Source organism: Pseudomonas sp. R28(2017), from assembly GCF_002112505.1.
GTDB lineage: Bacteria > Pseudomonadota > Gammaproteobacteria > Pseudomonadales > Pseudomonadaceae > Aquipseudomonas.
Window position 1 is genome coordinate 202707 of sequence record NZ_NEHW01000011.1, and the last position, 20228, is coordinate 222934.

At 64.9% G+C, this 20228-nt stretch carries 17 protein-coding genes; 7 read left to right on the plus strand and 10 right to left on the minus strand.

Features of this window, described 5'->3' with window-relative positions:
- Positions 1 to 41: 41 nt before the first annotated feature.
- Positions 42 to 692 carry a response regulator transcription factor gene (locus tag CAF78_RS19970; RefSeq protein WP_218189746.1) on the minus strand — a complete coding sequence of 217 codons (651 nt, stop codon included), beginning with the start codon at positions 690 to 692 and terminating at the stop codon, positions 42 to 44.
- 202 nt (positions 693 to 894) lie between these two features.
- Between CAF78_RS19970 and CAF78_RS19975 the strand changes: the two genes are divergently transcribed.
- The 3 genes from CAF78_RS19975 to CAF78_RS19985 all read left to right on the plus strand — a co-directional run bounded on the left by CAF78_RS19975 (position 895) and on the right by CAF78_RS19985 (position 3604).
- Entirely contained in the window at positions 895 to 1269 is a 375-nt protein-coding gene (locus CAF78_RS19975) for a response regulator transcription factor (RefSeq protein ID WP_085677024.1), read from the plus strand.
- 182 nt (positions 1270 to 1451) lie between these two features.
- Positions 1452 to 2654, plus strand: a complete 1203-nt coding sequence (locus CAF78_RS19980; protein WP_085677025.1) for an NAD(P)/FAD-dependent oxidoreductase — start codon at positions 1452 to 1454, stop codon at positions 2652 to 2654.
- Between the two features lie 38 nt (positions 2655 to 2692).
- Positions 2693 to 3604: an MBL fold metallo-hydrolase gene (locus CAF78_RS19985; RefSeq protein WP_085677026.1), complete on the plus strand. Its 912-nt coding sequence runs from the start codon at positions 2693 to 2695 to the stop codon at positions 3602 to 3604.
- A gap of 81 nt (positions 3605 to 3685) precedes the next feature.
- On the opposite strand, the gene CAF78_RS19990 is transcribed toward CAF78_RS19985, so the two are convergent.
- Positions 3686 to 4057, minus strand: coding sequence for a MerR family transcriptional regulator (locus CAF78_RS19990; RefSeq protein ID WP_085677067.1), 372 nt, complete (start codon positions 4055 to 4057; stop codon positions 3686 to 3688).
- A gap of 73 nt (positions 4058 to 4130) precedes the next feature.
- On the opposite strand from CAF78_RS19990, the gene CAF78_RS19995 reads away from it, so the two are divergent.
- Positions 4131 to 5207 carry an SDR family oxidoreductase gene (locus CAF78_RS19995; protein ID WP_085677027.1) on the plus strand — a complete coding sequence of 359 codons (1077 nt, stop codon included), beginning with the start codon at positions 4131 to 4133 and terminating at the stop codon, positions 5205 to 5207.
- Positions 5208 to 5252: 45 nt separating this feature from the next.
- Here CAF78_RS19995 and CAF78_RS20000 read toward each other — a convergent pair whose 3' ends face one another.
- From CAF78_RS20000 to CAF78_RS20025, 6 genes are all read right to left on the minus strand, one after another.
- Complete coding sequence (locus CAF78_RS20000) at positions 5253 to 6569, minus strand: serine hydrolase (protein ID WP_085677028.1); 1317 nt, start codon at positions 6567 to 6569, stop codon at positions 5253 to 5255.
- A gap of 20 nt (positions 6570 to 6589) precedes the next feature.
- Positions 6590 to 8443 (minus strand): DUF1302 domain-containing protein, encoded by a 1854-nt coding sequence (locus tag CAF78_RS20005; RefSeq protein ID WP_085677029.1) that lies wholly within the window; start codon positions 8441 to 8443, stop codon positions 6590 to 6592.
- Positions 8444 to 8703: 260 nt separating this feature from the next.
- The gene (locus CAF78_RS20010; protein WP_085677030.1) at positions 8704 to 9138 is read right to left on the minus strand and encodes a thioesterase family protein; all 435 of its coding nucleotides are present in this window, start codon (positions 9136 to 9138) and stop codon (positions 8704 to 8706) included.
- The gene (locus CAF78_RS20015) at positions 9139 to 10302 is read right to left on the minus strand and encodes an iron-containing alcohol dehydrogenase (protein ID WP_085677068.1); all 1164 of its coding nucleotides are present in this window, start codon (positions 10300 to 10302) and stop codon (positions 9139 to 9141) included.
- A gap of 43 nt (positions 10303 to 10345) precedes the next feature.
- Positions 10346 to 12133 carry an acyl-CoA dehydrogenase C-terminal domain-containing protein gene (locus CAF78_RS20020; protein WP_085677031.1) on the minus strand — a complete coding sequence of 596 codons (1788 nt, stop codon included), beginning with the start codon at positions 12131 to 12133 and terminating at the stop codon, positions 10346 to 10348.
- Positions 12130 to 13368, minus strand: a complete 1239-nt coding sequence (locus CAF78_RS20025; protein WP_085677032.1) for a 3-hydroxyacyl-CoA dehydrogenase — start codon at positions 13366 to 13368, stop codon at positions 12130 to 12132. Before CAF78_RS20025 ends, CAF78_RS20020 begins: the two co-directional genes overlap by 4 nt.
- Positions 13369 to 13468: 100 nt before the next feature.
- On the opposite strand from CAF78_RS20025, the gene CAF78_RS20030 reads away from it, so the two are divergent.
- On the plus strand, positions 13469 to 14368 hold the full coding sequence (locus CAF78_RS20030; protein ID WP_085677033.1) for a LysR family transcriptional regulator: 900 nt from the start codon (positions 13469 to 13471) through the stop codon (positions 14366 to 14368).
- Positions 14369 to 14469: 101 nt separating this feature from the next.
- On the plus strand, positions 14470 to 16428 hold the full coding sequence (locus CAF78_RS20035) for an alkyl/aryl-sulfatase (RefSeq protein ID WP_085677034.1): 1959 nt from the start codon (positions 14470 to 14472) through the stop codon (positions 16426 to 16428).
- Between the two features lie 37 nt (positions 16429 to 16465).
- Here CAF78_RS20035 and CAF78_RS20040 read toward each other — a convergent pair whose 3' ends face one another.
- Entirely contained in the window at positions 16466 to 17803 is a 1338-nt protein-coding gene (locus tag CAF78_RS20040) for a DUF1329 domain-containing protein (protein ID WP_085677035.1), read from the minus strand.
- Positions 17804 to 17952: 149 nt separating this feature from the next.
- Between CAF78_RS20040 and CAF78_RS20045 the strand changes: the two genes are divergently transcribed.
- Entirely contained in the window at positions 17953 to 18915 is a 963-nt protein-coding gene (locus tag CAF78_RS20045; protein ID WP_085677036.1) for a LysR family transcriptional regulator, read from the plus strand.
- On the opposite strand, the gene CAF78_RS20050 is transcribed toward CAF78_RS20045, so the two are convergent.
- Positions 18900 to 20210, minus strand: coding sequence for an MFS transporter (locus CAF78_RS20050; protein WP_085677037.1), 1311 nt, complete (start codon positions 20208 to 20210; stop codon positions 18900 to 18902). The two genes, CAF78_RS20045 and CAF78_RS20050, sit on opposite strands and share 16 nt — an antisense overlap.
- Between the last annotated feature and the right edge of the window lie 18 nt (positions 20211 to 20228).

Consider the following 20228-nt stretch of genomic DNA (forward strand, 5'->3'; position numbering starts at 1 on the left):
GGTCCGGGCCCCATCTTCGAGTTGGAGGAATGCGGGTGATGTCAGCGCGTGCGCCGCAACGGCTCGACACCCAGCGTCTCGGCCATGCGCACCAGGTCGGCGACCGAGCGCGCGCCGAGTTTCTTCATCATCTGCCCGCGATGCACTTTCACGGTGACTTCGCTGAGGTCCAGCTCAGCGGCGATCTGCTTGTTCATCAGGCCCGCCGTCACAAAGGCCAGCACCTGGCGCTCCCTGGGCGTCAACGCCGCGAAGGCGTGGCGCAAGGCCAGGCTTGCCTGTTCGCCTGCCAGGCGCTCGCGGTCGCGAGCCAGGGCACTGGCCACCGCATCGAGCATGTCCTGGTCGCGGAACGGTTTGGCCAGAAAGTCCACCGCGCCAGCCTTCATGGCTTTTACCGACATGGCGATGTCACCATGCCCGGTCATGAACACCACCGGGATGCGCACCCCGCCCTGCTCCATCTGCGCCTGGAACGCCAGGCCGCTCTCGCCGCGCAGGCGCACGTCGAGCACCAGGCAACCGGGCACAGCCCTGCGCGGGAAGGCCAGAAAGTCCTGGGTGGAAGCAAAGCTCTGCACCTGCAGGCCAACCGAGCGGAACAGCCCGTCAAGGGCCAGGCGCATGGACTCGTCGTCATCGACGATGTACACCACCGGCTCCTTCGAGTCCTGCGTGCCCTGTACAGCCATTAGCGCTCCTTGAGCCATAACGTCGCGTGTTGTCGGCAGGTGAAGAATCTAGCCTATTGTTGGGCAAGGTCCACCGCTTTGGCCACTGGAAACTGGCAGCGCCAGACTCACGTATCGCCCGGCTATACCTAGGTATACTTCTGCCCCTTGCGCGACGGGGTATCTTGGAACAACGGCCCAGGCCGCCAGGAGCAGACCGCGCATGAAGCAGCCCAGCGCCACACTGATTGCCGTAGTGGACGACGACGAATCCCTGCGTGATGCACTGGATGGCCTGTTGCGCGCCACCGGCTACCGTGCCCGCACGTTTGCCAGCGGCAGTGCTTTCCTCGCCTCTGATGGCCCCGGCCAGGCCGGCTGCCTGATCTGCGACATGCAGATGCCCGGCATGTGTGGCGTCGAGCTGCTGACGCAACTGCAGCGACGCGGCTTCGACCTCCCGGTGATCTTCATCAGCGCCCACCCCGGCCAGCGCGCGCGGATCACCCCAGGCATGCCCGGCGTGGTCAGCTGCCTGCCCAAGCCGTTCGAAGCCCAGCAGCTGCTGGATTGCATCGAGTCTGCCCTGCACCGCTGAACAGCCCCCGCGATACCTTGGTATAGCCCTTTACACCCCATGTGTAACCCGCTGCACACCCATGGCGAAGTGTGCCCGGCCCTGCCCCTGCTTAACATCAACCCACAGCGAACGACTGACCCTACAGCGTCTCGCCAAGGCTGAAGTTCAGCCCCCTACCCGTTCACGCCAGGAGCACGATCATGAAACAGCAACTTGTGGTAATTGGTGCAGGTTTCGCCGGACTGTGGAGCGCCCTGAGCGCTGCGCGCCTGCTCGATATGCATGGCCGGGAGGACGTGCAGATCACCGTGCTGGCCCCGCAAGCGGAACTGCGCATCCGCCCGCGCTTCTATGAAGCCGACGTGCACAGCATGTTCGCCCCGCTCCAGGCGCTGTTCGACGCCGTGGACGTGCGCTTCGTCAAGGGCAGCGCCGACAGCATCGACGAGCAAACCCGCCGCGTCAGCTACCGCGACGAAGCGGGCCAGCCAGCGCAGCTGGCCTACGACCGGCTGGTCCTGGCCAGTGGCAGCCAGCTGGCCCGGCCGCCCGTGCCAGGCCTGAACCAGCACAGCTTCGACGTCGACCAGATCGAGTCGGCTGCGCGCCTGGAGCAACACCTGATGGCGCTGGGCAAACGCCCCGCCAGCGCCGCCCGCAACACCGTGGTGGTGTCCGGCGGCGGCTTCACCGGCATCGAAACCGCTACCGAGATGCCTGCCCGCCTGCGCGCGGCTCTGGGCGAAGGCGAGAAGATCCGGGTGATCCTCATCGACCGTGGCGAACGCATCGGGGCGGCGCTGGGTGAAGGTATCCGGCCTTCGATCATCGAAGCCTCGAACGAACTGGGTATCGAATGGATCGTCGGCGCCACCGTGACGGCGGTGGATGCCGAGGGCGTGACGCTGGCCGATGGCCGACACATCGAAAGCCAGACCGTGGTCTGGACCGCCGGCATGCGCGCCAGCCCACTGACCGAGCAGCTGACCAGCGCGCGTGACCACCAGGGCCGCCTGCATGTGGACGGCAACCTCAAGGTCCGCGGCCTGGCGGATGTATTTGCCGCTGGCGACGTGGCCTATGCCGCCACCGACGATATCGGCAATTTCGCGGTGATGTCCTGCCAGCACGCGATCAGCCTCGGCCGCCACGCGGGCAACAACGCCGCCGCCGATCTGCTGGGTGTGGCACCGACCCCTTATCGCCAGCCCAAGTACGTGACCTGCCTGGACCTGGGCGCCTGGGGTGCGGTGTACAGCGAAGGCTGGGACCGCCAGCTGAAGCTGGTGAAAGGCGAAGCCAAGGAGCTCAAGACCCAGATCAACACCGTGTGGATCTACCCACCGGCAGCCGAGCGCGCGACCGCCCTGGCCTCTGCCGACCCTTCGATTCCGGTGGCTTGAGCCCCGCGCAGCCTTTTCATCCGAGCAGGAGAACGACCATGACAATGCCAATGAACAACGTCGTCGCCAGCGACAGCGAAGAACTGGTGCCCTCGCGCTATGCCGTGAAAGTCGGTGACATCGAGGTGCTGGTGGTGAGTGACGGTGTATTGCCACTGCCCACTCAAACCATGTCGACCAACGCCGACCCGGCCGCCCGCGCGGCCTGGTTCAAGGGCATGTTCCTCGGGCCGGATAGCTTCGACTGGGCACTGAACGTCTTGCTGGTGCGCAGTGGCGAGCAGGTGATCCTCGTGGATGCCGGGCTGGGTGGGCAGTTCCCCGGCTTCCCGCGGGCCGGGCAGTTCCCCAAACGCCTGGCGGCCGCCGGCATCGCGCTGGAGTCGATCACCGATATCGTCATCACCCACCTGCACATGGACCACATCGGCGGCCTGCTGGTGGACGAGGTGAAACAGCGCCTGCGCGCAGACGTGAAAATCCACGTCACCGCCACCGAGGTCGACTTCTGGGCCGCACCGGACTTCTCGCAGACGGACATGCCGCAACCGGTGCCCGACGTGCTGCGCTCCACGGCCAAGGCGTTCATGCAAGCCTACGGCAGCCGGATCCGCACCTTCGAGCATCAGCATGAAGTGGCGCCCGGCGTGGTCGCACGCCTTACCGGCGGCCATACCCCAGGGCATTGCGTGGTGTACGTCAATTCGGCTGGGCAGCGACTGACCTTCGCCGGCGATGCGCTGTTCCCGGTGGCCTTTGACCACCCGGATTGGCACAACGGCTTCGAGCACGACCCCGAGGAGTCAGTACGGGTCCGGTTAGCGCTGTTGCGTGAAGCCGCCGCCAGTGGCGAGTTGTTCGTTGCGACACACTTGCCATTCCCTTCCGTGGGGCGGGTAGCGGTCGACGGTGACGGGTTCCGCTGGATCGCAGGGTTCTGGAATTATTGAGCAGTCAGTGGTTCGCAAACCTTCCTCGCGCAGCAGCGTGTTTTACGAGATACGCTGTTCTGCGCGGTCCACAACCAGAGGTCAGGCAAGCGTCAGCCCGAGGGCAATGGCGCTGGCTTCAAGCTTTGCACGCTCGCCCTCCAGAAACACATAGGTAGCCTGCAGCGCGGAAATCTTCGTCTGGATTTCGGCCATCTTGTTGGCGACCAAGGCTGCGCCTTGCGCGCAATTGATCGTATTTCCCCGCCTGGCCGCAAGGATGTCGCCGATTTCAGCGAGTGAGAAACCTACGCCCTGGGCACTTTGAATGAACGCCAAGTCGGCAACGGTCTGCTCACTGTAGCTGCGGTAGTTGTTCGCCTGGCGCTGGGCGGTGATAAGCCCGAGCTGTTCGTAATAGCGCAGGGCATGGCGGCCGACGCCACTACGGCGCTCCAACGCTCCGATATTCACACTGAAAACCCCTTGACTGTAGAGCACGCTCTACACCTTAGCCTGCGCCGATCATCCATACAAGGAATCAGGCATGAGCGTGGAATGCTTCGTTACAGGCGGCAGTGGATTCGTGGGGCAACATCTGTTGGCGCATCTCACTACGGCAGGGCACAAGACCTGGGTGCTGATGCGCAGCCCCGAAAACATCGGGCGCCTCAGGGACCAGGTGAGCCAGCTAGGCGGTGACCCTGCCTTGGTCCACGTCGTGGAGGGAGACATCAGCAGGGACGGACTCGGGCTCAGCGACGCAGGCAAGCAGTGCGTGTCTTCGGCCTCCGTGGTTTTTCACCTGGCGGCGCAATTCTCCTGGGGGCTGACCATGGAGCGCGCCCGCGCAGTGAATGTACAAGGGGCGCTGAACGTGGCCAGGCTTGCCGCCAGCCAGCGCATCCGCCTGCTGATGGTGGGCGGTTTCATGCTGCAGAACCTGGGCCACCTGGCCAGCGTCGGGGTGGATAATGAGCACCCTGAAAACACCCACTGGCCCACGGTCTACGGCCGTGTCGGTGGCTATGAAGGCAGCAAGCTCGAGGCTCATTTTGCCGTCATCCGCTACATGCGGGAGGTGGGTGCGGATTACACCATCGTTCACCCTGCCACGGTGTGTGGGCACAGCCAGAGCGGGCACATTCTGCAAGGGCAACCGCTGGCCGGGCTCATCCGCAACCTGGCCCAAGGCCGGTTCAAGGCCGTGCCCGGTTCGGCCAGGCACTGGTTGCCATTGGTCAGCGTCGATTACCTGGTGACGATGATCACCTGCGTGGCGCTCGACCCCACGATGGTGAACCGTCAGGTCCTCGCGCTTGATGAAGACACGCCGAACTTGCAGGGGATGCTTGAGCAGATGGCGAAAACGCTACAGGTCAAGGCGCCCCGCCTCCATGTGCCGATTGCAGTGCTTCGGTGGCTTTTGATGATTCCCGGCTTGCCGGCACGGCTGGCGATCAGCGCCGAGTCACTGGACTTCATACAGACGCAACGCTTCGACATGGCCGAGAGCAAGCAGCTGGAACGCAACTATCAGTTCAGCCACCCCGACATTTGGCAGACGTTGGAAATGACGGTGCGCTACGTCAACGGCCACTTGCGTAACCAAGGCAATCATTGAAGCACGCTTCGACGACGTGGCGCCCTGCCAGGCGTGACATGATCCTCAATCCGGCAGGGCCGCCAACACCGCAGTCACCATGCTGCTGAACGCAGCCGGCGAGTCTGCGACGTGCGCAGGGATGTTTACCTCGCCGTCGGCACGCGTGGCGCGCCGAGCCTGATCGGCTGTGGCTGACAGCTTCACGATCACCACTTCGCGGCGGGGGTTGATATAGATTTTCTGACCAAAGCGCCCACTGGCCTCGACCGACCCGTCACCATCGTTCTTCTGGAACCAATAATTGCGGTAGCCGTAACCAGGGCGGCCGGGGCCGAGGCTGCCTTGAGCAAACACGGCAGGGTCGGCAGCGAGGAACGTGCGGTGCACCGCCTGGTTGAAGCTGTCGTCCTTGGCATCGCGGGCCAGCTCGCGGCGCACCAGCTCGGCGAAGCGGGCCGTGTCGCGCAGGTTACAGCTGATGCCACCACTGGCCATCTCGGTCCCGAGCGGGTCGACCTGCACGTACGCATCGTTCTCGGCGAAGCGTGACCACAACCGCTGCTCGACCAGCTGGGCCCAATTGAGCCCGGTGATACGCCGTAATGCCCAGGCCAGTGCTTCCGGCGAGCCATTCTGGTAGAAGAACGGCGCCTTGCCGCCTGGGTTCGACGCCTGTTGAACCTGCCGAAGAAAGCTGTAGATATCCCCTGGCATGCCCTCGCCCCGCGGTATCAGACCGGTGGCGGCAAACAGACCGAGATCCGGCGGCATCCGGGGTGGGTACTCCACTGCCACTTGCATGTCCAGGTTGGCCTGCACAGTCGCCTCGCCGAACGGCGTGCCGCGCAGTTCCGGCACGTAGTGCGCCAGCGTGCGCTGCGGGTCCAGCGCCCCTTCAGCGATCAGCTGGGCAGCGATCAGGCCGGTAACAGACTTGGTCATCGATGCCCAGATATGCGGCTGGCCGGGTTCGAAGCCATCCAGATAACGCTCGTATATCACCTGGCCCCGCTGCAGCACGATGAGCCCGTCGGTGCTGGTTTGCTGCAGATAACCGACCAAGGTCATTGATTGGTCACCGACACTGAAGGCCAATGGGTCGAGCGCTGCCGGGTTGCCTTCGGTCAAAACCAGCGCAGTGGCTGCGCGGCCGATGCCACGGGTAGGCGATACTTCGCGGGCGTGGCGCATAGACCAGCGCAAATACGGTGGTTTGAAGGCATTGGCCTGGGTGACACGCCATTCTGGCGCTGGGGGAAACCCCTGCATCACGCCTTCGGACGGCGACCCCATTGCCAGCCCCGGGGCCAGCGCACCGGCCAGCATCAGGGCAATGCCGGGCAGGTTGGGTGTTGGCTGCTGCATGTTGCGCTTGGACATGGTCCTGCTCCTTGGTTGCATCAGAAATTGGCACCCACGCTGAATGCGACATAATCGCGGTCACCACGGGTGCCGTAATCGCCGTCGAGGTAATCGGTATAGGCCAGGCTTGCCCAGTACTGGCTGGCCAGGCTGATGTCCACACCCAGGCTGATCGAGCGCGAGCCTTCATTGAAGGCTGAGCCATCGGCGGGCGAGTAGCCTTTGACGTCATGGGCCCAGGCCAGGTTGGGGCGAATATCAAGGCCCGGAACAAGGGTCGGGTAGCTCAAGGTCGCGCGCAGCCGGTAGCCCCAGGAAAACGGCGTGACGAAGCCTTCATCGTTGCAGTCAGCCGGGCTTTTCGAGATCGCCAGGCACAGGCTGTTGTCGGCCAGTTCACCATTGCCATAAGCACCGGAGCGGCCATAGCGCGGGCCGAAACGGCCTTCCAGCCCGCCGACATAGGTCGCCCCCACCTCGCCCATCAGCAGCAGCTGGTTGGCCCCCATGACCTGGCCAAACGCTTGCACGGCCGACACCTGGGCCTGGGTCACCTCCTTGCGCCGGTAGCCGTCGTATGGCGTGTTGTCGGTCGCAGGGCGCTGGCCGTCGGCGTTCAGCGGGCTGCGACCAGGGGCATTGAGCAACGATTGCAGTATGTCGTTGCCGTTGAGTTGCACCGGCATGTTCGGCCGGTAGCTCAGTTCGCCTTGCACGGCGGTACCGTTGCGCAGCGTGGTGGCGAAGGTGATGCCGTACAGGCGGATGTCTTCGGGGTATTGCGCCCGGTACTGCGAAGTGCCCATGCGCAGTGCGCCGGCCAGGGTCTGCCCGTTGCTGGAAGCCAGGAAATCGCTGCAGTTGGCCAGCGCCACGCCGACATTGCCGCACAGTGCCCTGGCGAAACCACTGTTGGCGTAGTAGCGGCTACTGACCGTGCCCAGGTAGGGGGAGCGGCTATGGTAGTTGGCGGCAAACAGGCCGAACTCGGTATCCAGCCGCGCAGCGTACCAATGCAGCGACAATCCCCATTGGCCACCGTTGCGCGCATCTTCGTCGCCCCCGCGAGGCACTCGCACGCCCTCCTCCGTCAGCGTCACATCGAATACGGCCAAGGCCTGCGAGACTGCTGGGTTGGTCACCATCTGCCCGCCGACATCCAGGCCTGTGCAGCCTTCCGGCATGAAGTCGTTGCCGGAAAAGAACGTCGCGCAGTTGTCCAGCCGGGTCTGTTCCCAATCCAGTTGATAGAAAGCGTCAACTGACAGCGCCTGATTGAGATTCTGCGTGACATACACCAGGTTGACTGGCACCAGGGCGTCTTTCACCTCCGAACCGGGCCGCCGTAGCGCGGCCTGGTTGAACGGGTTGACGACATTCAGCCCGCCTTGGATGAACAGGCTTTCCCCCCAATTGACCACCTGTTTGCCCACGCGCAGCGACCCGGGCTCACCGTCGATATCGTAGAGGCCATAGGCGAAGGCATCGAGCAGCTCCACGCCAGCCGTTTTCGCCGACACCTGTCGGTTGTGATCGTCGATGTCGACTGCCCGCTGGCTGTGGTCGCGCTGCGCGGTGTCATACCAGTAGGTGCCACGCAAAAACACACCCACGTTGTCGCGGCGCAGCTCCAGGTCATGGGTACCTCTGAAGATCGTCGAAAACACATCGCCTGCGCGGTAGTTGCGCCGCCCGTCGTTGCCGTTCGCCGCCTGCAATTGCTGCTTGTCGGGGTTGGCGGTACTGACGGCAGTCCCGAATGACAAAGCCGAGTCAAAGCGACCTTGCAGCTCGCCCACGTCGAACTGTACGCCCGCAACCGGGGTGGCAAGCAGGCAGCACGCGGCCGCCAGCGGCGCGCGGCGCCGGCAGAGAAGAAGGGTTGCGCTCACTCTTAACCTCTTATTGTTTTATTAGAGAGGGAAATGATGGGATTCAGCGCGGACGCGCCGGCCGCCCAGGCCGGCGGTGTCGGTGATGAGGAGTATCAGATAGCTTTGAAGGCGCTCACAAATAGCGTCTTCAGATCAAAGCCATGCCGATTCGTTATGGCTGAGTGATCGCGGTTCCAAGCATTTCGAACAACGCCACGGACCCCATGCCTGCACCAACGCACATGCTCAGCACCCCATAGCGCAGCTGTATGGAGCAATTACTCCGGTAGCAAATGCTCGCACGCGCTGCGCAGCCCGTCGGGAATGGCGACCGGGCAGTGAGTGCTGCGGTCGACAAAAACATGAATGAAACGGCCGGCCGCGCAGGCTTCAGACTCGCCCTCGACGAACACGGCCAGGGCGTAGTGTACGGCGCTGTTGCCCAACCGCTCGACGGCGATGCCCACTTCGATGCGTTGCGGGAAGGCAATGGCAGCGAAATAGTCGCAGGCGGACCCGGCCACGTAAGCAACGACCGGGTCGTGGTGGATATTCAGGCCGGCCTGTTCGATCAGCCAGGTGTTCACGGCACTGTCGAAAAAACTGTAATAGACAACGTTGTTCACATGCCCGTACACGTCGTTGTCGTGCCAGCGCGTGGTGATCGGCTGGAAATGGCGGTAGGCGCCGCGCAGCGGGCGCTTCCTGGCCATTCAGAACGCCGCCTGGTAGAGGGCCAGGGCATCGGCGAGGGTCACCTTGCGCGGGTTGTTGACCAGCAACCGTTGCTGTTGCAGGGCATCTTCGGCCAGCAGCGGCAGGCTATGCCGCGCTACCCCGACATCGCGCAACCGGCTGGGCAGGCCGCAGCGTGGCGCCAACTGCTCCAGTTCATCGATGAATTGGCTGCACAGTTGGTGGGGGTCGCCCGGCATCAGCCGTTCGCCCAACAGGGCCGGCGCCAGCGCCGCATAATCGGCAAATGCCTCGCGCCGGTTGAAGCGCATCACGTGGGGCAGCACCAGGGCGTTGGCCAACCCGTGCGGCACGTGGTAGCGAGCCCCCAGCGGGTAGGCCAGGGCATGCACCGCCGCCACCGGTGCGTTGGCAAATGCCTGCCCGGCCAGGCAGGCGCCCAGTAGCATGGCCTGGCGCGCCACCAAGTTGCCACCGTTGTGCACCGCCTGGTCGAGGTTACCGGACAACAAGGCCAACGCTTCGCGGGCCAGCAGGCCGGACAGCGGGTTGCGCTTGAACTGGCTGGTGGTGGCCTCGATGGCATGGACCATGGCATCGATACCGGTGGCCGCGGTGATGGCCGGCGGCAGACCCAGCGTGCGCTCGGCGTCAAGCAGCGCCAGGTCGGGCAGCAGCAGCGGCGAGATCACCGCCATCTTGGCCGCCTCACCAGTGGTGATCACGGCAACAGGCGTGACCTCCGAGCCGGTTCCGGCGGTGGTCGGCACCTGGATCAGCGGCAGGCGCTGGCCGCTGGCCTGATCGATGCCGTAGACCGCCTCCAGAGTCTGCTCACAGGCAGGGTGTGCCAGCAGCGCGACCAGCTTGGCCACGTCCATCGAGCTGCCACCACCAAAGCCGACGATCAGCTCGGCGCCTATGTAGCGCGCCCGGCTGACCGCCGCGAGCACACAGGCGTGACTGGGGTCGGCGCTGACCCCACTGAAAATCGCCACGCTCATGTGCGCCTGGGTAAAGCCTGGCAGCACGTCATCGAGCATGCCCAGGTTGACGATGCCCGGGTCGGTCACGATCAGCACGCGGCGCACGCCGCGTTGTTGGCACAGTTGGCCCAGGCGGCCGACGGCGCCGGGTTCGCAGAGCAGATGGGGGGTGGTGGCAAAACTGAAAGGCTGCATGTTCATGTTCCTCTTGTTCTTGTGGGTGAACAGCCAGGCCGAGTCAGAAGGCGAAGTGCGCTTCATCAAGGCTCATCAGGCACTGTGCGCCGCCTCGCAGCGCTTCACAGTGGGCACTTGCACGCGGCAAAACCCGCCGCCAGTAGAACGCAGCGGCGTGCAACTTGGCTTGGTAGAAGGCAGCGTCTTCACTGCCAGCGGCCAATGCTGCGCTCGCCGTTTCGGCCGCCCGCAGCCATAGTGCGGCCAGCAGCACGTAACCCGAGTAAGCGAGAAAATCCACCGACACCGCGCCTATCTCCTGCGGGTCGCAACGGCAGGCATCGAGCACCTCGGCGCTGAGGTTTCGCCATTCCTGCAGGCGCTGAGTCACCGCCTGGGCCATCCCCACCAGCGCCTCGGCGCGGCAGTTGTGTGCCGCATCGAGCAGCTCATCGATCAGCAAGCGCAACTGTTCGCCACCGTCGCCAAGCAGCTTGCGGCGAATCAGGTCCAGTGCCTGGATGCCGTTGGTGCCCTCGTACAGCTGGGTGATACGGCTGTCACGCATCAGTTGCTCCATGCCCCACTCGCGGATGTAGCCATGCCCGCCGTAAAGCTGCACCCCCAGGCTGGCGGCCTCCTGGCCGACCTCGGTGAGAAACGACTTGACGATGGGGATCAGCAAAGCCGCCCTGCGCCCGGCGGCCACCTGCTCTTCAGGCTGCGCAGCGCCGTGCTCCAGGTCCAGCGCCTGGGCAACAAAGGCCGCCAGCATGCGGCAGCCCTCGCTCAGGCTTTTCTGGGTCAGCAACATGCGCCGCACATCGGGGTGGCAGATGATCGGGTCGGCATTGCGCTCAGGCGCCACCGGCCCGGCCAGGCTGCGCGATTGCAGGCGTTCGCGCGCATAGGCCAGGCCGCCCTGGAAGGCCGCCTCGGCGATACCCAGCCCCTGCAGGCCAACCTGAAAGCGCGCATCGTTCATCATGGTGAACATGCAGGCGAGGCCCTGGTTGGCCTCACCCACCAGCCAGCCACGGGCGCCATCGAAGTTCATCACGCAGGTCGCCGCCCCCTTGATGCCCATCTTGTGCTCGAGCGCGCCACATTCGACCGCATTGCGCGCCCCCACCCCACCGTCATCGGCGCATTCGAACTTGGGTACCAGGAACAGGCTGATGCCGCGTACGCCGGCAGGCGCATCCGGCAGGCGCGCCAGCACCAGATGAACGATGTTGTCGGTCAGATCCTGGTCACCACCGCTGATGAAGATCTTGCTGCCGCTGATGCGGTAGCTGCCATCGCCATACGGTTCGGCGCGGGTGCGCAGCAGCGCAAGGTCGGTACCGGCCTGCGGCTCGGTCAGGCACATGGTACCGGCCCATTCGCCGCTGACCAGCTTGCCCAGGTAGTCGCGCTTGAGCGCCGCGCTGCCATGGCGGTGCACCGCCAGCACGGCGCCCTCGGTCAGGCCGGAATAGATCCGAAACGACAGCGACGCACCCATCAGCATTTCGTGAAAGCAGGCCGCGACCATTTGTGGCAGGCCCTGGCCATCGTGTTCCAGTGGGCCGGTCATGCCGCCCCAGCCCTGAGCCACATACTGCTGGTAGGCCTGGCGGAAGCCATCGGGAGTGCGCACCTTGCCTTGCTCAAGGCGGCAGCCCTGCTCGTCGCCCTGACGGTTTAGCGGTGCAACCACCTCGGCGGCAAAGCGCGCGCCCTGTTCAAGAATGCCATCGAGGGTGTCGCGGTCCAGCTCAATGCCCAAGCGGGCACAATGAGCGGTCACATCGAACACTTCATGCAGAACGAAATGCATGTCACGCAGGGGGGCTCGGTAGTTCATGCGCGGCCCTCGCGCACATCAGCCAGCTGCTTGCCGTCCGCCACCAGGCGCATCAGCAGCCCGGCCGGGCGCCAATGTTCACCGAACAGGCCCTGCAGCCGTTCCAGCCGTGCCAGCAGCTGGCTCAACCCCTGCTGATCAGCCCAGCGCATTGGCCCGCCGACCGCTGCCGGGAAGCCATAGCCGTGCAGGTATACCCGGTCGATGTCGGCACTGCAGCTGGCCACCGACGCCTCAAGAATCTTCGCACCTTCATTGACCAGCGCCAGCAGGCAACGCTCAAGGATTTCCTCGTCGTCGATTTCGCGGCGGTGCATGCCCAGGCCCCGAGCGACCTTGAGCACCAGCGCATCGACCTGCGGGTCGTGCTCGGCTTCGCGGCTACCCGGAGCATACCGGTAATAACCCTGTCCGCTTTTCTGCCCGAAACGCCCCTGCGCGCACAGGGCGTTGTCGACCTGGACCAAAGGCGCCTCGGTGCCTTTATCGGCCAATTGGCGTGCACGCCACTCCAGGTCGATGCCGATCACGTCATACATGCGAAACGGCCCCATGGCCATGCCGAACGCCTGCAGCACCTCATCCACCTGCCGCGGCGTGGCGCCTTCGAGCAGCAGCTTGCGCGCCTCAGCCACATACGTGACGAGCATGCGGTTGCCGATGAAGCCTGGGCAGTTGCCGGCCACCACCACTTCCTTGCCCATGCGCTGGCCGAGGGCCTGAGCCGCCTCGATAACCGCTGGCGAGGTACGCTCACCGCGCACCACCTCCAACAACTTCATCACATGGGCCGGGCTGAAGAAGTGCATCCCTAGCACCTGTTCTGGCCGACGGGTCACGGCGGCGATGGCGTCGATGTCCAGTGCGGAGGTGTTGCTGGCCAGGATGGCCTGCGCCTTGAGCGTGCTGTCCAGGGTGCGGAAGATGTCCTGCTTGAGCGTCAGGCTCTCGTACACCGCTTCAATCACCAGGTCGGCTTCGGCGATGTCGGCATAGGCCGTCGCCCGGCGCACCCGCGCCAGGCAGGCGTCGGCCGTGACCTGGTCGATGCGCCCCTTGGCCACCTGTTGCGCCCAGGTCTGCGCCAGCATCGCCAGGCCGGCATCGGTGGCGCAAGGGTCGCTGTCAAGCCACAGCACCGAAAGGCCTGCACGGGCCAGGCTGATGACAATGCCACGGCCCATGGTGCCAGCGCCGATCACTGCCGCCTGTTGAATGTTGTAGGGAGTACTCACGGGTGACGCTCCTGATGGGTGATGTGAAGGCATTGCCCTCACCCTAGTCAGGCGCCTACTATTTTTGAAATTCTCATTTTCCATCCCATGTATTTTTTGCATGAATATCGCCAACTTCGATCTCAACCTGCTGCGCGTGCTGGACATGCTGTTGCGCGAACAGAACGTGTCCCGTGCCGCCGAGCGTCTGGCACTGACTCAGCCAACGGTGAGCAACGCCCTGGCGCGCCTGCGCGACCTGCTGGGTGACCCCCTGTTGGTGCGGGTGGGCCGGCGCATGCGGCCCACCCCGCGCGCCTTGGCCCTGGAAGGTCCGATCCGCGCGGCGCTGCAACAGATCGAGCAGACCCTCGGCGCTGGCGACAGCTTCGACCCACGGCTCAGCCACCGGCAATTGCGCATCGCCCTCACCGATTTCGCCGAGCAACTGTGCATGCCTGGGTTGCTGGCCACCTTGCAAACCCAGGCGCCGCATTTGCGCGTGGACGTGCAGCACCTGGCGCCCAACCTGCCGGCCGAAGCCCTGGACCGAGGCGAGCTGGACCTGGTGCTGGGGCGCTTCGATGAGGTGCCCGCGCGCTACGAGCGGCGCCACTGGCGCAGCGAAACCCTGCACGTGGCAGTGCGCCAAGGCCACTCCGAGGTGGATGGCACGCTCGACCTGCAGGGTTTCCTCGGCCTGCGCCACCTGTGGGTGCACGGCGGCCAGACCCGTGGCATGGTCGATCAATGGCTGGGCGAACAGGGCCTGGCCCGGCGCATCGCCTACACCACACCCAATTACCTGCAGGCAGCGCACCTGGCGGCGAGCTCCGACCTCTGCGTGGTGCTGCCCACCGCACTGGCCCGCCATTTCGCCCGGCTGCTGCCACTGCAGGTATTCGACCTGCCATTCGTCCTGGCGCCGTTTCAGCTGGAGCTGGTGTACCTTGCCCATCGCCAGCACGACCCGGCACTGGCCTGGCTGGTGGCACGCATCATGGAGGTTGGCGCCAGCTGAGCCATCGCACTGCGGCATGGGCAGCCATGCAAGAGTGGTATTGGTTCGCTGGCAAGCTCTGTCCTTAGAGTGTTTGCCCTCAGAACAACAAGGACTCCCCCATGCGCCTACGATCACTGCCCTGCCTGCTGGCCCTGGCCCTGCCCTTCGCGGCGCTGGCCGAGGGGCCGGCCAAGGACGCCACCGAATTCACCCGCCAGAGCAATCAGCAATGGTTGCAGCGCCTGCCCTTCGCCGACCGCAGCGACTTCGACAACGCCCGCCACGGTCTGCTGGAAGCCGCCGACCAAGCCGTGGTCAATGCCGATGGCAAAACCGTCTGGGACCTGCAGCGCTACGCCTTCCTCAAGGGCGAGGCGCCGGCTACGGTCAACCCGAGCCTGTGGCGCATCGCCCAGCTCAATACCCTGGCTGGCTTGTTCAAGGTCACCGACGGCATCTACCAGGTGCGCGGCCTGGACCTGGCCAACATGACGCTGATCGAAGGCGAGCATGGCCTGATCGTGATGGACCCGCTGCTATCAGTGGAAACCGCCAGGGCCGGATTGGCGATGTACTTTCGCCATCGCCCGCAGCGGCCGGTGGTCGCGGTGATCTATACCCACCCGCACGTCGATCACTTCGGTGGCGTGCGTGGGGTGATCGACGAGGCCGAGGTCAAGGCCGGCAAGGTACAGGTCATCGCCCCGCAGGGCTTTTTCGAGCATGCCATCAGCGAAAACGTGTTGGCCGGGCCGGCAATGAAACGCCGCGCCCAGTACATGTATGGCGCGCCTCTGCCACGCGGTCCGCGTGGTCAGGTGGATGCCGGGCTGGGCAAGGGCGTGCCGGCCAATGCCACGGTCAGCCTGATCGCCCCCACACGCTTGATCGAACAGCCCTTCGAGACCTTGCGCATCGACGGTGTCGATATCGAATTCCAGCTCACCCCTGGCACCGAAGCGCCCGCCGAGATGAATCTGTGGTTCCCCGGGTTCAAGGCCCTGTGCATGGCCGAGAACGCGTCCCACGTGCAGCACAACGTGCTGACCCTGCGCGGTGCCCAGGTGCGCGATGCCAAGGTCTGGGCGTACTACCTGGACCAGTCGCTGTTGCGCTATGGCGCGCAGGCCGAGGTGGTGTTCGCCCAGCATCACTGGCCGACCTGGGGCGGCGCGGCGATCCGCGAGTACCTGGCCGATCAGCGAGACATGTATGCGTTCATCGACAGCCAGACGCTGCGCCTGATCAATCGCGGCCTTGGCCCCACCGAGATTGCGGCCGAACTGACCACTTTGCCGCCCAGGCTGGCCAGCAAGTGGTACAGCCGCGACTACTATGGCTCGTTAAGCCACAATGTGCGGGCGGTCTACCAGCGCTACATGGGCTTCTACGACGGCAACCCGGCGACCCTCAACCCGCTGCCGCCGAGCGACGCCGGGGCGCATTATGTCAAGGCTCTGGGCGGTGCCGAGCGAGTGCTGACGCTGGCACGTGAGGCCTATGACAGCGGCGATTATCGCTGGGTTGCCGAGCTCACTCGGCACCTGGTGTTCGCCCAGTCCGGCAACGACGCGGCGCGCGAGCTGCAGGCTGACGCCCTGGAGCAACTGGGCTACCAGAGCGAGAACGCCACCTGGCGCAACGCCTACCTGACCGGCGCACAGGAGCTGCGCAACGGTGTCGCACCGGCCGCCAGCAAGGGCGGCAGCGCCGATGACCTGGTGCGCGCCCTGACCCCGACGCTGTTCTTCGACTACCTTGGGGTACGCGTGGATGCCGCCAAGGCCGCCGAGCAGGACCTGACCATCAACTGGCATTTCACCGACCTGAACGAAGACTACGCCCTGACCCTGCGTAACGGCGTGCTCACCCACCGCGACCATAGCCGCCATGGGCAGGCCGATGTCGAAGTGAACATGAGCAAGGCCACCCTGGACCGAATCGCCCTGAAGCAGACGGGTTTTCTCAAGGAGGCGACCGTGGGCGATATCGACATCGCTGGCGAGCGCATGAAGTTCATGCGCTTCATGGCGGGGCTGGACGAAGCGGATGGGCGCTTCAACATCGTCACGCCCTGATCCAGGCCCTTGCCTGCTCACACTCAGCCGCGTTGTATCAGCGCAGCCCCTGGCTGCGCAGTGCGCCGGGTGAAAAGTAGGAAGCGCTGGTGCGCACACCGAAGGTGTACGGCCTTGGCTGTTCGTTGGTCAGGCCCGAGAGCTGATAGCTGCCACTGCGCAGGTCGTAGATCGCCTCCATGGCATTCACCAGCGTCTGCCCGGTGACGTGGTAGTAGCTGTGGGCCTGTGCCGTGCGCCACAACTTCCCCTGGTGATCGAAGAAGTCCGCTTCGACGATGGCCCAGCTGTCCTCGTCGAGGTAATAGCGGCGGCTGGCGTAAAGATGCCTGGCCCCAGGCTTGAGCGTACCCACCACCTCCCACACCCGATGCAGCTCGTAGCGCGTGGGTTGCGGGTTGACGTGACCCGGGCCGATCAACGCGGCATAACCGAGCAGGGGCGACGCCAGACGGTAGCTGTTGTAAGGCACGTGCAGGGCCTTCTTGCCCACCAGCGTCCACTGGTACAGGTCCGGGGCACCATTGAACATGTCGCGGCTGTCGGCGGTGCGCAGGCCGGCTGTACCAGGGGTGATGCTGTCATAGGCCAACGCCGGGGCGCGCCGCACCCGCCGCTGGCTGCTGCTGTACAGCCACGACAGGCGCGGCTGCGCCACCTGATCGAGGGTTTCGTGCAGCACCACGGCGTCGCCCGCCAGGCGCGACGGCGCGGTCATGCGGTAGCTCAGGTAATACAGCACATTGCCCGCCTGGCCGTCTTGCAGCACGTCAGGGCGGGCAAACGTCTGCTGCAGGCTCATCAAGGCAAAGCGGCCATCGCCACGCGGGGTGATGCTGTCCGAGGCCTGGCTGTAGCTGCCATTGCGTGGCCGAGTGAGGTGGTTCCACAACACCTGCAGGCCATTCTCGGGCCTTGGAAAGGCCAGCACGCCAGTGAAACCCTGAACACCATTGCCGTCATTGACCAGGCGGGCAGTCGCAGCATTGCGCCGGGCCCACCTGCTGACCTCGGGCGGCACCGCCACGCTGCGGTGCGATGGGTACACCGGCAGGCTGAACGTCTGCGGGAAGCGCTGGAGCAAAGCCACCTGCCCCGCCGTAAGCTGCTCCCTGTACTGGGGGTAATTTTTCGCCGTGATGACATACAGCGGCTGTTCATCGGCGTACGGATCGAGCGGTGTGCCATTGACTGCCAGCGACACCTGCCCTGCTTGCAGGCCGCCGCTCCAGGCCGGAATACGGCCATCGCTGCTGGGCTGGCGTTCGGCCCCCACCGGTGTCAGGTCTGGAAGCAACGGCGTGGCTCCCAGGTGCAGGGCCAGCAGGCTGGCGTTGACGAGCAAGATGCTGCGCAGCAGGGCGACAGGTTCCATCGGGTTGGCCTCTTGTTGTTGTGCTGTCCTGGCCGGGCTTGCCTTGGCCCGCCCTTTCGGGGTGATACTAGGAGCCGCGCTTCGAACCCCACAAATAACGTGTTCGGATACGTGCCATATCAGTTCGGCATACCTTTGGAACCGCTCCAATGACCCTGAAACAGCTGCGTTACCTGATCGCCATCGTCGAAGCCGGCAGCTTCTCCTCGGCTTCGCGCCGCGCCTACATTGCCCAGCCAGCGCTGAGCAGGCAGATCAGCCTGCTGGAAAGCGAACTGGAAATGCAGCTGCTCGACCGTCAGCACGACGGCATTGCGCTCACCGATGCCGGGCGCCAGTTGTATGAGGTGGCTCGTCAGGTGGTGCAGAAACTCGACTCAGTGAAGGATGAGCTCAAGTCCAGCCGCGGTGACCCCAAGGGCCACGTGGCCATTTCCATCCCGGCCACAGCCGCCGACCTGCTGTTGCCGGAGATCGTCAGGCGCGCCGAGCAGCGCTTCCCTGGCGTATCCCTGACGGTGTGGGACGGCCTCAGCCGCGAAGGCGGCCAGGCCATCGAGCTGGGCAAGGTAGACTTTGGCGTCGTGCCTAATGCCGAGGAGCTCGAGCATGTCGAGGCCGAGCCGATCTTCACTGAGGCGCTTTACTGGGTGGGCGCATCCGCACCGGGCGCCCCCGACACCATTACCTTGGCCGAGGCCTCCGCCACCCGGCTGGTGCTACCGCCCCGGGCGCTGCATTTGCGCCGGCGTATCGAGCAAGCCGCCATGGAAGCCGGCGTGCCGCTGAGCGCAGCGTACGAACAACAATCGGCGCCCGGCATCGCCAGCCTGGTGCGCGCAGGCCTGGCAGCGACCATCAGCAACTGGCCGCCACTGAGCGAACTGATCGAGCCCACGGCGGCGCGGCGCATCGTCGAGCCGCGCATCAACCGCACCATCGCCTTGGCGCACTCCCAGCACAAACCCCTGTCGTTTGCTGCTGCTTGCCTGCGCGACCTGGTGCGCAGCGTGCTGATCGACCTGGTCAACAGCGGCCGCTGGCGGGGAGAATTGATCGGCAAGGAGGCCGAGCCGCTGGAGTCGGTACTGGGCGTTCAGCTGGCGGTCTGAGCGCGCGCCTGACCGCCAGCTGCAACCGACTCGCGCAAACGCTGCAGGGTGCGCTGCGGGTTCAAGGTGGCCAGGCCGATGAGCCCGGCAAGCACCAATACCGCGCCGCATACCAGGAACCCTTGGGCGTACCCTGCCGGGTGCTCGGCACCCGCGCCCTGCACCAGTAAACCGGTTACCACGGGTGCTGCCAAGCCAGCCAGCGAAGCGATGCCATTGCCCATGGCGAGGATGCCCCCACGTTGGGCAGCCGGGGTGAACTCGGCAAGCATCGCCGGGCCGACCGAATACATGACCAACGCAAGGCCGCCACTCAAGGTCAGCGCAACGACCCTTACGGCGGTGCTCAACCCGGGCAGTATCAGCGACGCCGACAACAGCCCGCCCAGTATCAGGCACACCGAAACGAACACACCGCGTGCGAGCCGCGAAGGCAGGCCACGACCCATCAGACGCTGGGAGAACCATGCCAGCAGCAGGCTCAGCGGCGTGGTCACGACCACGAACATGACAAAAATGCGCCCGGTCTGCAGTGGCTCGATGCCCAACCCCACCTGCAGGTAGCTGGGCACCCAGGTCAGAGTCAGGGCCAATGACCAGTTGGCGGCGAAATGGCACAAATAGTTGCCCAGCACGCTGGGATCACCCAGCAGCCTGCGATAGGGGATTGTCGGTTCATCGGCCTTGAGCTGGCTGGCGCGCAGGCGCTCGAGGGTGCCCTCCTGGCCCAACCGCCACCACAGCAGGCACCAGACCAGGCCGATCAGCGCAAGGATGATGAAATTGGTGCGCCAGCCGTAATGCAGGCTGACCCAAGGGATCATCGCCCCGGCCACCAGCAGCCCCATGGCGCTGCCGGCATGCAGCAGGGCTACCGGCAGGTTGCGCCGGTCGTTGGGGAACCACTTGTACAGCGCATGGGTGGCAACCGGCGATGCCGGCCCCTCACCAATGCCCAGCAGCACCCGGCAGGCGACGATGGCCCACAGCGAGGTGGCAAACAACATCGGCAGCTGGATCAGTGCCCAGAACAGGCCCATGCCCAGCAACAAAGTGCGGGTGGGGCGCCGGTTGGCCATGAAGCCACCGATCACGGCCGAGATGGCAAAGAACCAATGCAGTGCGCCGCCGATCAGGCCGAACTCGGTAGCCGTCAGCCCCAGCTCGGCGCTCATCGGCACCGCCACCAGGCCGATCACTACCTTGTCGAGAAAGTTGACCAGCATCAGCAGCGCCAGCAGCGCGGCCACCCGCCAGGCAGTCCGGGGGTTGGGCAAAGAAACATCCACAGTCATGGCAAGTACTCTTGTTAT

Coding starts and splice junctions, on each gene's coding strand:
- CAF78_RS19970 (WP_218189746.1), bottom strand. CDS start 692: ATGGCTGTACAGGGCACGCAGGACTCGAAGGAGCCGGTGGTGTACATC.
- CAF78_RS19975 (WP_085677024.1), top strand. CDS start 895: ATGAAGCAGCCCAGCGCCACACTGATTGCCGTAGTGGACGACGACGAA.
- CAF78_RS19980 (WP_085677025.1), top strand. CDS start 1,452: ATGAAACAGCAACTTGTGGTAATTGGTGCAGGTTTCGCCGGACTGTGG.
- CAF78_RS19985 (WP_085677026.1), top strand. CDS start 2,693: ATGACAATGCCAATGAACAACGTCGTCGCCAGCGACAGCGAAGAACTG.
- CAF78_RS19995 (WP_085677027.1), top strand. CDS start 4,131: ATGAGCGTGGAATGCTTCGTTACAGGCGGCAGTGGATTCGTGGGGCAA.
- CAF78_RS20000 (WP_085677028.1), bottom strand. CDS start 6,569: ATGTCCAAGCGCAACATGCAGCAGCCAACACCCAACCTGCCCGGCATT.
- CAF78_RS20010 (WP_085677030.1), bottom strand. CDS start 9,138: ATGGCCAGGAAGCGCCCGCTGCGCGGCGCCTACCGCCATTTCCAGCCG.
- CAF78_RS20015 (WP_085677068.1), bottom strand. CDS start 10,302: ATGCAGCCTTTCAGTTTTGCCACCACCCCCCATCTGCTCTGCGAACCC.
- CAF78_RS20020 (WP_085677031.1), bottom strand. CDS start 12,133: ATGAACTACCGAGCCCCCCTGCGTGACATGCATTTCGTTCTGCATGAA.
- CAF78_RS20030 (WP_085677033.1), top strand. CDS start 13,469: ATGAATATCGCCAACTTCGATCTCAACCTGCTGCGCGTGCTGGACATG.
- CAF78_RS20035 (WP_085677034.1), top strand. CDS start 14,470: ATGCGCCTACGATCACTGCCCTGCCTGCTGGCCCTGGCCCTGCCCTTC.
- CAF78_RS20040 (WP_085677035.1), bottom strand. CDS start 17,803: ATGGAACCTGTCGCCCTGCTGCGCAGCATCTTGCTCGTCAACGCCAGC.
- CAF78_RS20045 (WP_085677036.1), top strand. CDS start 17,953: ATGACCCTGAAACAGCTGCGTTACCTGATCGCCATCGTCGAAGCCGGC.
- CAF78_RS20050 (WP_085677037.1), bottom strand. CDS start 20,210: ATGACTGTGGATGTTTCTTTGCCCAACCCCCGGACTGCCTGGCGGGTG.